Genomic DNA, 14802 nt, shown 5'->3' with positions numbered 1-14802 from the left:
GTTCGGCGTGGGTGGTCTTACTCGACGCCGCGGATCGCGGGTTCGTGGAAGTCGCGTCCCCGCACCCGACGTGAGGCACCGACCCGGTCGAGGTACGGCGTGACCCCGCCCATCTGGAACGGGTACCCGGCGCCGAGGATCAGGCAGAGGTCGATGTCCTCGGCAGCGGCCACGACGTGGTCGTCGAGCATGCGCCCGACCTCGTCGGCGAGACCGTCCTCGATGCGGACGCGCAACTCGTCGTCGGTCAGGGCCGTTCCCGGTCCGGCGGCGAGGGCGACGGCCTTCTTGTCGAATCCCTTGCGACGGCCCTTCGAGTCGCGTTCGAAGATCGTGCCGTGCTCGGCCAGGCGGTGCAGTCCGTCACTGGCGAAGAACCGGTCGGGGAAGGCGGCATGGTGGGTGTCGAGGACGTGCGCCCCGACGGTCAGCCCCACCAGCTCGAGCAACTCGAACGGCGTCATCGGGAGGCCGAACGGCGCCGTGGCCCGATCGACGACTTCGAACGGCGTCCCCGTCTCGACGGCGTGCATGGCCTCGCCCAGTAGTTTGGCCAGTATCCGGTTGACCACGAACCCCGGGGTGTCGGCCGTGATGACGGCGTTCTTCCGCAGGGCCTTCGCCGTCACCATCGCCGTGCTCAGCGTCTCGTCGTCGGTCGCCGGGGTCTTGACGACCTCGACGAGGGGCATCACCGCGACCGGGTTGAAGAAGTGGAATCCGACCAGTCGCTCGGGATGGGCGAGGCGAGCCCCGATCTGCTCGACGCTGAGCGACGACGTGTTGGTCGCCAGCACCGTCGTGTCCGAGACGACGGCCTCGACGTTCGCGAACACCTCCTGTTTGACCGACAGCTCTTCGAACACGGCCTCGATGACCCAGTCGGCGTCGGCGAAGTCGGCGAGATCGGTCGTGCCCGTGATGAGCGCCTTGAGGCGGTTGGACTCGTCCCGCGAGATCCTCCCCCCGCCTTGCAACTCGTCGATCTCGCCTCTGATGCGGGCGAGTGCCGCGTCGACCCGAGCCTGGTCGAGGTCGGTGATGACGACCGGGACGCGCAGACGGCGCACGAAGAGCAGCGCGAACTGGCTCGCCATGAGTCCGGCCCCGACGATGCCCACCTTGCCGATCTTCCGGGCGAGGTCGGGGGAGGGCGCACCGGCGGGCTTCTTGGCCCGCTTCTGGACGAGATCGAAGGCGTACATGCTGGCGTGGAACTGGTCGCCTGCCACGAGGTCGGCCAGCGCTTCGTCCTCGGCCGCGAAGCCGGTCGTCCGGTCGGTGTTCTTCGCGGCCTTCAGCAGGTCGAGGGCGGCGTAGGGCGACTTCGCGACGGTGCCGATCTTCGACTCGAGCGACTTGCGCGCCACCGAGATCGCGACGTCCCACTTGACGGCACGCTCGAGCCTGCCCGGGACGTTCGGCCGCTTGACGCCGACGCGGCCGGTCAGCACGCCGTCGGTCCACCGGATGCTGTCCTCGAGGAAGGACGCGGGGCCGAACATCGCGTCGACGATGCCGAGTTCGAGCGCCTGGGCGGGCTTCAGGGTGCGGTTGTTCTTCAGGGGGTTCTCGATGACGACCTTGAGGGCGTTCTCGATGCCGATCAGGTTCGGCAACAACCAGGCGCCACCCCACCCGGGGATGATGCCGAGGAAGACCTCCGGCAGGGCGATGGCGGCGGCCGACGAGTCGACCGTGCGGTAGTCGGCGTGCAGCCCGATCTCGACGCCACCGCCCAGGGCGAGCCCGTTGACGAAGACGAACGTGGGCACCGGGGCGTCGTGCAGCTTGCCGAGCACGGCGTGGCCGAGCCGGGCGAGCTCGCGGGCGACCTCGCGGCTGGGGATGGCGCTCACCTTGCTGAGGTCGGCACCCGCCGCCAGGAAGTACGGCTTGCCGGTGACGGCGATCGCCGCGATCTCACCCGAGGAGGCGCGGCTGCGGACGGCGTCGAGGGTCGCGCCGAACTCGTGCAGCGTCGCGGGCCCCAGCGTGCTCGGCCGGGTGTGGTCGCGTCCGTTGTCGAGGGTGATGAGGGCCAGGAGGCCGCCGGAGGGCAACGGCACGTCGCGGACGTAAGAGTGCGTGACGACCTCGTCGGCCGACAGCTCGGTCAGTTGTTCGGTCGCCGTGCTCATGCGCGTGCCGCCTTCTTCGAGTAGTGGGGGTTCTCCCAGATGACGCTGCCGCCCTGGCCGAGGCCGATGCACATGGCCGTGAGGCCGTACCGCACCTCGGGGTGCTGCTCGAACTGGCGGGCGAGCTGGATCATCAGCCTCACGCCCGAGGACGCGAGAGGGTGACCGACGGCGATGGCCCCGCCCCAGGGGTTCACGCGCGGGTCGTCGTCGTCGATGCCGAAGTGGTCGAGCAGGGAGAGGACCTGCACCGCGAACGCCTCGTTCAGTTCGAAGAGGCCGATGTCGTCGATCGACAGCCCGGCCTTGCGGAGGGCCTTCTCGGTGGACGGCACGGGACCGATGCCCATGATCTCGGGCTCGACGCCGGCGAAGGCGAAGCTGACGAGGCGCATCTTGGGGGTGAGCCCGAGTTCCTTCGCCGCGGCACCCGACGCCATCAAGCTGACCGTCGCCCCGTCGTTGAGACCCGACGAGTTGCCCGCCGTGACGCGGCCGTGCGGCCGGAAGGGAGTGCGCAGCCCGGCGAGACCCTCCATCGTGGTCTCGGGTCGAGGCGCCTCGTCACGGGTGGCGAGCCCCCAGCCCTGGTCCGTCTTGATGGCCACCGGGACGAGGTCGGGTTGGATCTGGCCGGCGTCGTAGGCCGCTGCGAGCTTCTGTTGCGATCGCAGGGCGTACCGGTCGGAGCGCTCCTTCGTGAGCTGGGGGAACCGGTCGTGGATGCGCTCCGCGGTATTGCCCATGTTCAGGGCCTCGCCGCTGACGAGCTTCTCGGCGGCGAAGCGCGGATTGGGGTCGGCGGCGAACCCCATGGGGTGGCGCCCCATGTGCTCGACCCCGCCGGCGAGGGCGACGTCGTACGCGCCGAAGGCGATGCCGCCGGCGACGCTCGTCACGCTCGTCATGGCGCCGGCGCACATCCGGTCGATGGCGTACCCGGGCACGGACTGGGGGAGACCCGCGAGGAGCGCCGTCGTGCGTCCGAGCGTGAGGCCTTGATCGCCCTGTTGCGTGGTCGCCGCGATGGCGACGTCATCGATGCGTTCGGGCGGTAGGGACGGGTTTCGCTCGAGCAGACCCTTCATCGCCTTGACGACCAGGTCGTCGGCGCGGGTCTGCCAGTACATGCCTTTGTCGCCGGCCCGACCGAACGGGGTGCGTACCCCGTCGACGAACACGACATCGTTGCTCTCGGCCACAGTGCCTCCAGTGTCAGGATCTGGTCCTGATCTTAGGGACGACGCCGGGGGCCCGAGAATCGTTCGAGCAATCCTACGAAGCGCCGTCGCCCGTCGCCTCGGGCTCTTGGTGGGCGTCGACAAAGGCTTCGGCGACCACCTCGGCCACGGCCTCGACCTGCCAGGTCCGCGCACCGAGCTCGACGAGTGCGGCCGCGATGGTCGGTGCATCGAAGGGGATGGGCGGGTCCCAGGCCAGCCGGCGCAGGGTCTCGGGTGTGAGCAGGTTCTCGACCGGCAGGTCGAGCCCCTCGGCGATCTCGGTCACCTTGGGGCGGACGGCCTTGTAGCGCGCGTCGGCCAGCGGGTTCTTGTCCGCCCACGATCGGGGCGGGGGGAGGGTGTCGCTCGCCGGCCCCCGGTGCGAGGGCAGGTCCGTCGTCTCACGGCCGCGTTCGATCGCCGCGAACCAGCGGTCCAGCTCACTGCGACTGGCCCGGCCGACGAACTCCTTGATGCCGGCGAGGGACCGTTTGTCGGTGGGCATCGCCTTCGTGGCGGCCAGGAGCGAGGAGTCCGGGACGAGACGGCCCGGGGCCGTGTCGATCTCGCGCGCGTAGTCGTCCCGAGCCTGCCAGAGTTCACGAGCCACGGCGAGGGACCGGGACCCGCGCAGGCTGTGCAGCCCGGTCAGTCGACGCCACGGGTCGACCTTCGCGGGCTTTGCCTCCCGCCTCAGGGTCGCGTCGAACTCCTGGCGCGCGATCTCGAGCTTGCCCGCGTCCGCGAGGACCGCCTCCATGGCGTCCCGGAGGTCGACGAGCAGCTCGACGTCGAGCGCCGCGTAGACGAGCCAGCTCTGCGGCAACGGTCGCGTCGACCAGTCGGCGGCACTGTGTTCTTTCGCGAGGTGGACGCCCAGGAGCTGTTCGACGACGGCTCCGAGCCCGACCTTGGGGAGCCCGGCGAGGCGCGCACCCAGTTCGGTGTCGAAGATCCGGCTCGGATCGAGGCCGACCTCGCGCAGGCACGCGAGGTCCTGGCTGGCGGCGTGGAGCACCCACTCCTCGTCGCCGATGACGGCTTGCAGTTCGGCGAACGAGCCGATGGCGGGTGGGTCGAGGAGGAACACCCCCGAGCCGCGTCGGAACACCTGGATGAGGTAGGCCCGCTGCGAGTAGCGATAGCCGGAGGCGCGCTCGGCGTCGATCGAGACCGGCCCGGTCCCGGCGCGGATCGCCTCGACGGCGGCCAGGTACCCCTCGCGGTCGTCGATGACGGTCACCTCGCCGTGCTGCGAGTCGGCGGTCTCGACGACGGGTCGGACGGAGACCCGGGGGCGGGTGTCGCGCGGCTCGGAGCCGTGGGGTGTTGCCGCGTCGGCCGCCGCCGCGTCTGGTGCGGCCTCGTCTGGTGTCGCTGTGGTCATGTCTCCGCTGTTCTCTCCGGGGGCGCTGTTCTGTTCCGGTGGTTCAGTCTCGTCCGACCCGCCTCGAGGCGAGGAGGGTGACGCCCTCGACGGTCGGGGGCAGGCCGGCGAGCGTGCAGATCAGCTCGCTCCAGGCCTCGATGTGCGGGGCCAGGTCGGTGGTGGCGGGGCTCCAGGACGCCCGGAGTTCGAGCTGGGCCCCGTCACCGTGGTTGGCCAGCTCACCGTATCCGGTCGAGAGGATCTTGGTGGCGGTGCCCGATGCCCGGTCGTAGACGGCACCGCGGGCGTCGAGGCTGTCGACGAGCCAGGACCACGCGACGTCGGCCACGAACGGATCGAGGGCGATCTCGGTCTCGAGGGGCGCCTGCGCGAAGCCGACGACCCGGAAGGGTCCGCCCCAGGCCTCGGGTTCGTCGTCGTCGTAGAGCAGCACGAAGCGTCCGGTGCCGAGGTCGGGGTCCGGGCGACCGGACGCGCCGATGACGTCCCCGGCGAGGGCCAGGGCGTGAGGGGCGAGGCCGTTCGGAGCGGGGATCTCGGTCACGGCGAGGGCATCCCGCGCGGCGGCACGGTGGACGGACTCGACGGCCGCGGCGAACGCGGGCGGGCGGGTCGACGTCGGGGGGATCTCGGACACCCTGGAAGACTAGGGTCGATCCCGAGGGCGACCCCCGCGGCACGCCGCGCCCGGCTCAGCAGATCCACAGGTCTCCTCGACCCGCCTCACGCCGTCCGAGGAGCCGCCCGTGAACCGCCCCGCATCCACCTGTCGACGGGGCGTCGGCCCGCTCGCCGTCGTCTCGATCGCGGTCGGGGGCACCGTGGTGGTGTCGTCCGCAGCCCTCCTCTCGGGGATCGTCGCCATCGCCCGGAAGATCGTCACCCCTGCCCGGAGGCGACGCGACGACGTGCGCATCGAGGCCCACGACGCCGTCGCCGGGACGATCACCCTGCGTTCGACGCCCGACACGCGCCTCCCCGGTCGCTACAGCTTCTGGTACGACCGGGGCCGAGGGCACGCCCGCATCGGCGAGGTGGTGCACGACGACGGCCGGTACGTCGAACGTCGGGTCGAACACGAGGACGGCGTCGGGGGCGTCGAAGGAGTCGAGGCATCCGGCCTGCGGCGCGCCCACCGGGGTCGCATCGGCGGCTGGCTGTACCCGACGCCGCACGACGCGGGCCTCACGGCCGACGGGGTCGTGGTCGACACCGAGGTCGGTCCGGCCCCCGCCTGGCTGGTCCCCGCCGAGGGCGGGCTCGACGGCCCGTGGATGATCGGGGTGCACGGTCGCGGGGTGACGCGCGCCGAGACGATCCGTGCGGCACCGGTCTTCCGGCGAGAGGGCTTCACCTCGCTCCTCGTGTCGTACCGCAACGACGGCGAGGCGCCCCGTTCGCCTGACGGCCGTTACGGGCTGGGCGACTCCGAGTGGCGCGACGTCGAGGCGGCGATCCGGTTCGCCCTCGACCACGGGGCGACGTCCGTCGTGCTGATGGGATGGTCCATGGGTGGGGCGCTGGTGTTGCAGGCCGCCACCCGCTCCACCCTGCGCGGCGCCGTCTCGGGTCTCGTGCTCGAGTCGCCCGTCGTCGACTGGCGGACGACGCTCGCCTACCAGGGCGCGGCCATGCGGGTGCCGGGGGTCGTCCAGGGTCTGGTGCTGCGCCTCCTGGGGTCGCCCCTGCTCTGCCGGCTGGCCGGCAGCGCCGAGCCCATCGACTTCGACCGGCTCGACCTCGTCTCACGCGCGGGCGAGCTCGACCTCCCGGTGCTGGTGCTGCACAGCGACGACGACGGCTTCGTGCCGTCCACCGCGTCACACGCGCTGGCCGAGGCGCGGCCCGACATCGTCACCTTCGAGGTGTTCGACGTCGCCCGGCATACCAAGCTCTGGAACCTCGACCCCGAGCGGTTCGAGGGGGCGATCGGTCGATGGCTCGACCGTCACCGACTCGCGGGGCCACCGTCCACCGACCACCGCGCGTAGAGCGTGCTCTGCTCGTCGACCAGCAGTTGGCCGAGCACGAGCGACGCCGGGTCGAAACGTTCGCGACCGAAGACGGGCAGGCCGCTGCCGATCACGACCGGCGAGGTCGACAGGCACAGCTCGTCGACGAGGCCGTCCCGGAGGAACTGCCCGGCGAGCGAGGGACCGCCCTCGCAGACGAGCGAACGGAGGCGCTGCTCGCGCAGGCACCGCAGGATCGCGGCGGGCTCCAACCGGCCGCCGTCGTCGGTCGCCGTCAGCACGCGGGCGGCCGCCCAGATCGCCTCACCGAGGGTCTCGCGGACCCGTGCCCGCGCGGACTCGGGGCAGACCACGACGACCCGCTCGGCTTCGGCCGGGTCCATCCGGTGGCCGGAGAGGTCGCCCGACGCCGTGACGACGACGAGTCGCGAGGACTTCGGCACCCGGTAGCCCTCGGCGCGCACGCTCGCCGCACCGACGAGGACTCCGTCGGCGAGCGAGCGGATGGCGGCCAGGATCGTGCGGTCGGTGGCGTTGCTCAGCGTCTCGGAGGTGCCGTCGGACCCCGCGGCGTCACCACTGACCGCCGCGATCAGGTTGAGTCGCAGCCACGTCTCACTCGGCGGGGCGTACAGCTCGCGGATCCGGGCGGGGGTCGAGTCCTCGTCGATCTCGAGCTCGAGCCCGACGTCGCCGGGACGTCCGAGGGCGTGCAGCACCCGGAGCGTCACGCGACGGCGGTCCGTTCGCGGATCTGACGCTTGGCGCGGCCGAGCAGCGCGGTCATGCCGCGGATGCGCAGCGGGCTCACGGCCTCGGTCAGGCCGATCGTCTGCGGGTAGTCGTCGGGGACGTCGTCGAGCACCTGCTCGACGGTCAGTCCGTCGAGCCCCTGGGCGAGGATCGAGGCGAAGCCCCGGGTCGTCGGCGCCTCGCGTGGTGCCGTCGCGTGCAGGTGCACCCGACCGTCGGTGACCTCGACGAACAGGAACACGGGGGACTGGCACTCGACCACCCGTTCGAGCAGGTCGGGATGGTCGGCGTACCGGGCGGGCAGCTCGGGCAGCTCGTTCGAGAACTCGAGCAACAACTGAAGACGGTTCCGCACGTCGAGGGCGAGGAACTCCTCGCGGATCTCGACGAGCGCCTCGGGCAGGGCCGCGTCGGTCACCGGGCCGGCACCTCGCCCGGCTCGGCGCCCTGCACGATGGGGACCCGCACGGCGCTGCCCCACTCGGTCCAGGAGCCGTCGTAGTTGCGCACGTCCTCGAAGCCCATCAGGTGCGTCAGGACGAACCAGGTGTGGCTGGACCGCTCACCGATGCGGCAGTAGGCGACGACCTCGTCGCCGTCGGAGAGGCCCGCCCCGTCGCGGTAGATGGCGTCGAGTTCGGCCAGCGGCCGGAAGGTGCCGTCGTCGGCCGCGGCCTTGCCCCACGGCACGTTCTGGGCGCTCGGGATGTGACCGGCCCGCAGGGCGCCCTCGTCGGGGTAGGCCGGGGCCGTGGTGCGCTGGCCGGAGAACTCCTCGGGCGAACGCACGTCGATCAGGGGCTTGCCGAGGTGCGCCAGCACGTCGTCCTTGTAGGCGCGGATGACGCTGTCGTCCCGCTCGACGACGGGGTAGTCGGTGGCCTCGACCTCGGGCGCCTCGGTCGTGTAGTCGCGTCCCTCGGCCTCCCACTTCGCGCGGCCGCCGTCGAGCAGACGGACGTCCTCGTGCCCGAAGAGCGAGAAGACCCACAGCGCGTACGCGGCCCACCAGTTGTTCTTGTCGCCGTAGATGACGACCGTGCTGTCGCGCGTGATGCCGCTGCGGCTCATCAGCGCGGCGAAGCCCTCGCCGTCGACGTAGTCGCGCTGCACCGGGTCGTTGAGGTCGAGGTGCCAGTCGATCTTGACGGCGCCGGCGATGTGGCCGGTCTCGTACAGGAGGACGTCCTCGTCGGACTCGACGACGACGAGCCCGGGGGTGCCGAGGTGCTGCTGCAGCCACTCGGTGCCGACGAGACGCTCGGGATGGGCGTACTCGCCGAAGCGGGCGGACGTGTCGTGCTCGACGGCCATGGTGTCTCCTTGTGCGGGGGTCGGGGTGGAGCCGACGCCGGGCGACGCGTGGTGCCCGGCGGCGTAGGATCGCCTCTGGTCGGCCCCGTCGAGGTTACGCATGCCGCGTGACCGTCGCCCGGGAACCGTACGACTCTGACACAGATCCCCGCCCACCCCACCGCGAGGCCGCGCCCATGCCCCCCGAATCCGTCAGCACCCTCGTCTCCCTGAGCGACCGCACCCCGACGATCACGGGGGCCGAGATCGTGACGCAACTCGTGCCTCCTCGTCAGTTCGCGGAGGCCTCGCTCGAGAACTACCGTCCCGACCCGGCCTTCGCCTCCCAGGCCGAGGCGGTGGCCGCCGTGACGGCGTTCGGAGGCGCGGGTCCCGACGCGCCGCGGAGGGGCCTGTTCCGCAAGAAGCCGGCTGCCCCGGCCGTGCGCCCCGGCCTGTACCTCGACGGCGGCTTCGGCGTGGGCAAGACCCACCTGCTCGCCGCCCTCTGGAACCGCACGCCCGGTCGGCGGTACTTCGGCACGTTCATCGAGTACACCGCGTTGGTCGGCGCCGTCGGCTACGCCGGGGCCGCGTCGCAGCTGAAGGGCGCCGCCCTGGTCTGCATCGACGAGTTCGAGCTCGACGACCCGGGCGACACGATGATGATGACCCGACTGCTCGGCGACCTGGCCGACGACGGCACGCGCATCGCCGCCACCTCGAACACGCCGCCCAACGCCCTCGGTGAAGGCCGGTTCGCCGCCGCCGACTTCCTCCGCGAGATCCAGGGGCTGAGCGACAAGTTCCTCACCCTGCGCATCGACGGGGACGACTACCGACGTCGCGAGGTCGAGGCCCGGGCGCACGTGGTCGACGACGTCGACGCGGCGGCGGCCGCCCTCGGCGGGACCGTGTCGCTCGACGACTTCGACGGCGTGGTCGCCCACCTCGCGACGGTCCACCCCAGCAAGTACGTCAAGCTCGTCGACGACCTCGACGCGGTGGGGCTGCGTGACGTCCACGTCCTCACGAGCCAGGTGGACGCCCTGCGCCTCGTGGCCTTCGTGGACCGCCTGTACGACGCGCAGATCCGGGTGGTCGCCTCGGGCACGCCCCTCGACCAGGTCTTCTCGGACGAGATGCTCGCCGGCGGCTACCGCAAGAAGTACCTGCGCGCCGTGTCGCGCCTGGTGGCCCTGACCTCGCTCTGACGAGATCCCCACCCCGCACCGGGCATCCGGTAACACGTTGTTTACCTGCGCCCGAATCGTGTTACATCGGGGAAACAATCCCGCACACGGCCCGAAACCTCTCCCCGCGACACTGGGGGCCGCACCGGACGAGAGCGTTCGTCACCACAGCCCGTGAACCCACACGGTCGACCTCGACGTCGGTGCCTCCCCGGCTCCGAAACTCGAGAGGTGACCCACCCATGGACCAAGGCAACACCGCCTTCATGCTGATCTGCGCGGCACTCGTGCTGCTCATGACCCCCGGCCTGGCCTTCTTCTACGGCGGCCTCGTCAAGGCCAAGAGCGTCATCAGCATGATGATGCTCAGCTTCGGCGCGATGGGCCTCATCGGCGTCCTGTGGGTGCTCTTCGGCTACGCGATCGCCTTCGGCAACCCGACCTCGATCCCCGGTGGGAGCGAGAGCTTCGTGGGCATCCAGGGCCTGGTCGGCCTCGACGTCGCGAACCTCGGCCTCGGCGCCGCCTTCGAGGACAGCCTGGACCCGACCGGCGCCTACCCCACGATCGCCTTCGCCGCCTTCCAGGCCACCTTCGCGATCATCACGGTGGCCCTCATCTCGGGCGCCATCGCCGACCGGGCCAAGTTCGGGGCGTGGATGATCTTCGCCGGCGTCTGGGCCACGGTCGTCTACTTCCCGGTCGCCAGCTGGGTCTTCAACTTCACGAAGGACGCCGACGGCAACACCGTCGGTGGCTGGATCGCCGCCATGGGCGTCATCGACTTCGCCGGCGGCACGGCCGTCCACATCAACGCCGGTGCCGCGGCCCTCGCCCTGGCACTCGTCCTCGGCAAGCGAGTCGGCTTCGCCAAGGGGGCCGACAAGCCGCACAACCCGCCCTTCGTCCTGCTGGGTGCCGGGCTGCTCTGGTTCGGCTGGTTCGGCTTCAACGCCGGCTCCGAGCTCGCGGCCGACGGCGTGGCCGCCCTGGCGTTCCTGAACACCATCGCCGCACCGGCCGCCGCCGTGCTCGGCTGGCTGGTCGTCGAGAAGCTCAAGGACGGCAAGGCCACCTCGGTCGGCGCCGCCTCGGGTGCCGTCGCCGGCCTCGTCGCCATCACCCCGGCCTGCGCCGCCCTCACCCCGGGGTGGGCCGTCGTCCTCGGCGTCGTCGCGGGTGCCGTCTGCGCCCTCGCCATCGACCTCAAGTTCAAGCTCGGGTTCGACGACTCCCTCGACGTCGTGGGCATCCACCTCGTCGGTGGCCTCATCGGGACGCTGTACCTCGGCATCTTCGCGAACGACACCGGCCTCATCTTCTCGGGCACCTTCACGCAGCTCGGCATCCAGGCCCTCTCGGCCCTGGCCGTCATGCTCTACTCGTTCGTCCTGGCCTTCGTCATCGGCTTCGTCATCGAGAAGACCATCGGCTTCCGTGTGAAGAACGAGGACGAGGTGGCCGGCATCGACCTCGCCCTGCACGGTGAAGAGGGCTATGTCCTCGAGAACTCGCGCGCCTGACCCACGTCGCACGACGAACGGCCCCGGTCCTCGGACCGGGGCCGTTCTGCGTCCCGACCGCGGCAGAACGCAGGAGGCGCGGCGCGCGACCGCGTCGCACCGCGCCTCCTGCGGGTGGTCGCCCGGTCGGACCGGGCCCGGGTCTCAGGTCAGCGAGAACCAGACCGTGGTCTCGCCCGGCACCTCGGTGACGCCGGCGAGCGTGTCGTGCAACGGCTCGCTGGAGGCCAGGACGCGTGCCCCGGTGGGCAGGTCGACCGGGCCGCCGCCGAAGTTCGTCAGCGAGTGCCACCCCTCGTGGCGGGAGAAGTGCACGACGTCCTCCGAGGTGCCGTCGGCCCAGAGGAACGCCTCACCCCGCTGCAGCTCGCGGCGGAGGGCGAGGGCGCGCCGGTAGATCGACAACGTGGACTCGTCCTCGTCGTCCTGGACCGAGACGGCGAGGTCCTCGAACCACTCGGGTTGCGGCAGGTGCGGGGCGTGGTCCCCGAAGCCCAGGGCGGGCTCGCTCGTGTCCCAGGGCAGCGGCACCCGGCTGCCGTCACGGCCCTTGCGCCGGTGGCCCGTGCGGACCCAGACCGGGTCCTGCAGGTCGTCGGGACGCAGGTCGGCCACCTCGAAGAGGCCCAGTTCTTCTCCCTGGTAGACGTAGGCCGAACCCGGGAGGGCGAGCATGAGCACCGTCGCCGCGCGGGCCCGACGGAGGCCCGCATCGGGGTCGAGAGTGGGTCGGCGACCGTCGCTCAGCACGAAGGCGTCGAGGTCCTGCCCCTTCGGCAGGCCGTAGCGCGTGGCGTGACGGACGACGTCGTGGTTCGAGAGCACCCACGTGCTCGTCGCCCCGCTGACGGCCGCCTGCTCGAGGGTCGACGCGATGATGGTCCGGTACTGGTCGGCGTCGAAGTCGGCGCGCGTCAGGGCGAAGCTGAAGGCCTGGCCGAGCTCGGTGGGGCGGGCGTAGAGCGGCACCCGCTCGGGCTGCACCCAGGCCTCGGCCACGGCGCTCCGGGGCGGGTCGTACTCGTCGAGGACCCGGCGCCACCCCTCGAAGATCGTGTGCACCTCGTCACGGTCGTAGAGCGGATCGCTGCCGTCGACCGGCAGGACCTGACGTTCGGCCGCGTCGCGGAGGGGCTCGGTGAGGTCCTTCGCGAGCCCGTGGGCGACGTCGACCCGGAATCCGTCGACGCCACGGTCCGACCAGAACCGCAGCGTGCGTTCGAAGTCGGAGCGGACCTCGGGGTTGCTCCAGTCGAGGTCGGGTTGCTCGGGGGCGAACAGGTGCAGGTACCACTGTTCGGGCGTGCCGTCGGGGCGCTGCAGGCGGGTCCAGGCGCCACCGCCGAAGTTCGAGACCCAGATCGACGGGGGAGTGTCTCCTCCCTCGCCGAGGCCGTCCCGGAACACGTACCGGCCACGGGCGGCGCTGCCGGGCTCGGACGCCACCGCCTCACGGAACCACTCGTGGTCGCTCGAGGTGTGGTTCGGGACGATGTCGACCACGACCCTCAGCCCGGCCGAGTGGAGGGCGGCGACCATCTCGTCGAAGTCGTCGAGGGTGCCGAGGCGGGGGTCGACGTCGCGGTAGTCGGCGACGTCGTACCCGCCGTCGGCGAGCGGGGACGGATAGAAGGGGCTCAGCCAGACGGCGTCGACCCCGAGCCGCTGCAGGTACGGCACGCGCGAGGTCACGCCGGCCAGGTCACCGATGCCGTCGTCGTTCGCGTCGGCGAAGCTGCGCGGATACACCTGGTAGACCACGGCCTGCCGCCACGAGTCGGCGTCGGGGCCGGGCGTCGGGCGGGTCGCGGCGGCACGGGAGGTGGGGGAGTCGGTCATGGGGCGAGGATGCCACGTCTCGGCAGTGGGCGGCGTCGATGCTCCCACGGCGGCACCGGGCCGGGGATCGCGGGCCAGGAACGACGAAAGGCCCTGCAGGAGCAGGGCCTTTCGATGGTGATCGTGGGCGATACCGGGCTCGAACCGATGACCTCTTCCGTGTGAAGGAAGCGCGCTACCAACTGCGCCAATCGCCCGTGTGGGACTCGACGATGCTAGTGCATCGCGGTGCTCGAACGCCATTCGGCCGGTCGTCGAGGTCACCGTCGTGAGCTGCCCCGTGATCGATCAAGACACGAACTTCCCTCGATTTGGTTTCTGCCCCGGGGTGTGGGTATTGTTCTTTTGCACGCAGAAATGCAAAGCGAAATGCGGATGTGGCGCAGCGGTAGCGCATCACCTTGCCAAGGTGAGGGTCGCGAGTTCGAATCTCGTCATCCGCTCGAGTGTAATGCTCACCAGAGGGTGGTCCACCGACTGGTGGCCTCCCTCTGGGGGGCTACTCGTATGGTGGAGTGGCCGAGAGGCGAGGCACCGGCCTGCAAAGCCGTTCACGCGGGTTCAAATCCCGTCTCCACCTCCATTCGATCTAGACCTAGGTCTAAACTCGATGTTGCAATTGAATAGTGCGGTTCGAGGGGAGACTCTCGGATCGTTGAGACATGAGCGATTGGCGCAGCGGTAGCGCGCTTCCCTGACACGGAAGAGGTCGCTGGTTCGATCCCAGTATCGCTCACACACAGAAAGCCCCGGCCTCGGCCGGGGCTTTCGTCATGTCCGGGCTTCTTCTCTCACGGGTGGCCCGCCTCTCCTGCCGAGAGGCCACGACCTGTCGCCCACCTCACGATGCGAGCGACGGGTCGTGACGTCCCGCGGCAACCGCCTAGGGGGTGTCGGCCCCCGTCCCGAGACCGACCCCGTTGCCCCGGCCGTTCCCGTTTCCGTTGGTGCCCGGTCCGCCGTTCCCGTTGCCGTTGCCGTTGCCGCTGTTGCCGGGCCCGCTGTTCCCCCCGGGGACGTCGACACCGGGCACGTCGACCGTCGGGGGCGTCACGGGGTCGACCGTCGGCTGCGTCGTCGGCTCGACCGGCGCCTCCTGGGTGGGGCTCACCTCGTCAGAGGGAGCCGGGTCCGCCGGTGACTCGTCGGTGGAGTCGTCGGACGGCGACGGCGAGTCGACGTCCGACGACTCGGACGGCGTCGTCGACGGATCCGTCTCGACGCTCGGACTCGTGCTCTCCGTCGGGTCGACCGTCCCACCGTCGCGGGTGGCGGCCCAACCGATGCCCGCCGCCAGCAGCCCGGCGACGACGATCGCCGCCAGCACGAGGGGCCAACGACGACGCTTCCGGGTCCCGTCGTCCGCCGCGACGTCGGCGACCAGGTCCGTGGCGTCGGCGCGGGAGGCCGCCCCCGCCCCGAGCACCTGCGTGCGGGCGTCGTCCCGGGGCAGGACGCGAGTGGGGGCGTCGCC

The 14802-nt window shown here is 71.1% G+C and carries 11 protein-coding genes, 4 tRNA genes and 1 pseudogene; 6 read left to right on the top strand and 10 right to left on the bottom strand.

All coding sequences use genetic code 11. The annotated features are described in order from the left end of the window. Nucleotides 1–17: 17 nt before the first annotated feature. From IFT36_RS06160 to IFT36_RS06145, 4 genes are all read right to left on the bottom strand, one after another. Nucleotides 18–2141 carry a 3-hydroxyacyl-CoA dehydrogenase NAD-binding domain-containing protein gene (locus IFT36_RS06160; protein ID WP_200412665.1) on the bottom strand — a complete coding sequence of 708 codons (2124 nt, stop codon included), beginning with the start codon at nt 2139–2141 and terminating at the stop codon, nt 18–20. After that, nucleotides 2138–3343 (bottom strand): thiolase family protein, encoded by a 1206-nt coding sequence (locus IFT36_RS06155; protein WP_123570125.1) that lies wholly within the window; start codon nt 3341–3343, stop codon nt 2138–2140. Before IFT36_RS06155 ends, IFT36_RS06160 begins: the two co-directional genes overlap by 4 nt. Nucleotides 3344–3416: 73 nt before the next feature. After that, a complete protein-coding gene (locus IFT36_RS06150) occupies nt 3417–4751 on the bottom strand; it encodes an HRDC domain-containing protein (RefSeq protein ID WP_123570124.1) in 1335 nt (444 codons plus the stop codon). Nucleotides 4752–4794: 43 nt separating this feature from the next. Further along, nucleotides 4795–5391, bottom strand: a complete 597-nt coding sequence (locus tag IFT36_RS06145; protein ID WP_307785044.1) for a DUF3000 domain-containing protein — start codon at nt 5389–5391, stop codon at nt 4795–4797. A 109-nt stretch (nt 5392–5500) separates the two neighbouring features. On the opposite strand from IFT36_RS06145, the gene IFT36_RS16885 reads away from it, so the two are divergent. Beyond that, nucleotides 5501–6745 (top strand): alpha/beta hydrolase family protein, encoded by a 1245-nt coding sequence (locus tag IFT36_RS16885; protein WP_307785043.1) that lies wholly within the window; start codon nt 5501–5503, stop codon nt 6743–6745. Here IFT36_RS16885 and IFT36_RS06135 read toward each other — a convergent pair. Genes IFT36_RS06135 through IFT36_RS06125 form a run of 3 tightly spaced genes read right to left on the bottom strand, consistent with a single transcriptional unit; the run spans nt 6703 to nt 8794 of the window. Further along, the gene (locus IFT36_RS06135) at nt 6703–7458 is read right to left on the bottom strand and encodes a dihydrofolate reductase family protein (RefSeq protein WP_307785042.1); all 756 of its coding nucleotides are present in this window, start codon (nt 7456–7458) and stop codon (nt 6703–6705) included. The genes IFT36_RS16885 and IFT36_RS06135 overlap by 43 nt on opposite strands. Continuing rightward, entirely contained in the window at nt 7455–7898 is a 444-nt protein-coding gene (locus IFT36_RS06130; RefSeq protein WP_123570121.1) for a SufE family protein, read from the bottom strand. The genes IFT36_RS06135 and IFT36_RS06130 overlap by 4 nt, the downstream gene beginning before the upstream one ends. Beyond that, nucleotides 7895–8794 (bottom strand): sulfurtransferase, encoded by a 900-nt coding sequence (locus IFT36_RS06125; protein WP_200412672.1) that lies wholly within the window; start codon nt 8792–8794, stop codon nt 7895–7897. The genes IFT36_RS06130 and IFT36_RS06125 overlap by 4 nt, the downstream gene beginning before the upstream one ends. Before the next feature lie 176 nt (nt 8795–8970). On the opposite strand from IFT36_RS06125, the gene zapE reads away from it, so the two are divergent. Continuing rightward, nucleotides 8971–9987 carry a cell division protein ZapE gene (gene zapE / locus IFT36_RS06120; protein WP_173150888.1) on the top strand — a complete coding sequence of 339 codons (1017 nt, stop codon included), beginning with the start codon at nt 8971–8973 and terminating at the stop codon, nt 9985–9987. A gap of 221 nt (nt 9988–10208) precedes the next feature. Beyond that, nucleotides 10209–11489 (top strand): ammonium transporter, encoded by a 1281-nt coding sequence (locus IFT36_RS06115; protein ID WP_200412664.1) that lies wholly within the window; start codon nt 10209–10211, stop codon nt 11487–11489. Nucleotides 11490–11633: 144 nt separating this feature from the next. Here the strand turns inward: IFT36_RS06115 and IFT36_RS06110 are convergent, their stop codons facing one another. Together IFT36_RS06110 and IFT36_RS06105 are read right to left on the bottom strand one after the other, a co-directional pair. Beyond that, a complete protein-coding gene (locus IFT36_RS06110) occupies nt 11634–13328 on the bottom strand; it encodes a glycoside hydrolase family 13 protein (RefSeq protein WP_200412662.1) in 1695 nt (564 codons plus the stop codon). 124 nt (nt 13329–13452) lie between these two features. Then, nucleotides 13453–13525, bottom strand: a tRNA-Val gene (locus tag IFT36_RS06105). A 174-nt stretch (nt 13526–13699) separates the two neighbouring features. Here IFT36_RS06105 and IFT36_RS06100 point away from each other — a divergent pair. The 3 genes from IFT36_RS06100 (at nt 13700) to IFT36_RS06090 (ending at nt 14064) form a co-directional block, all read left to right on the top strand. After that, nucleotides 13700–13771: transfer RNA gene (locus tag IFT36_RS06100), tRNA-Gly, on the top strand. 66 nt (nt 13772–13837) lie between these two features. Then, nucleotides 13838–13911: transfer RNA gene (locus tag IFT36_RS06095), tRNA-Cys, on the top strand. An 81-nt stretch (nt 13912–13992) separates the two neighbouring features. Beyond that, nucleotides 13993–14064 (top strand) — tRNA-Val (locus IFT36_RS06090). Between the two features lie 147 nt (nt 14065–14211). On the opposite strand, the pseudogene IFT36_RS06085 reads toward IFT36_RS06090, so the two are convergent. Next, a pseudogene (locus IFT36_RS06085) lies at nt 14212–14802 on the bottom strand (hypothetical protein); the annotation flags it as partial.

The organism is Frigoribacterium sp. CFBP 13605, from assembly GCF_014839405.1.
GTDB lineage: Bacteria > Actinomycetota > Actinomycetes > Actinomycetales > Microbacteriaceae > Frigoribacterium.
Note: the sequence above shows the minus strand (reverse complement) of the source record. Positions and strands in the feature narration are given on the sequence as shown.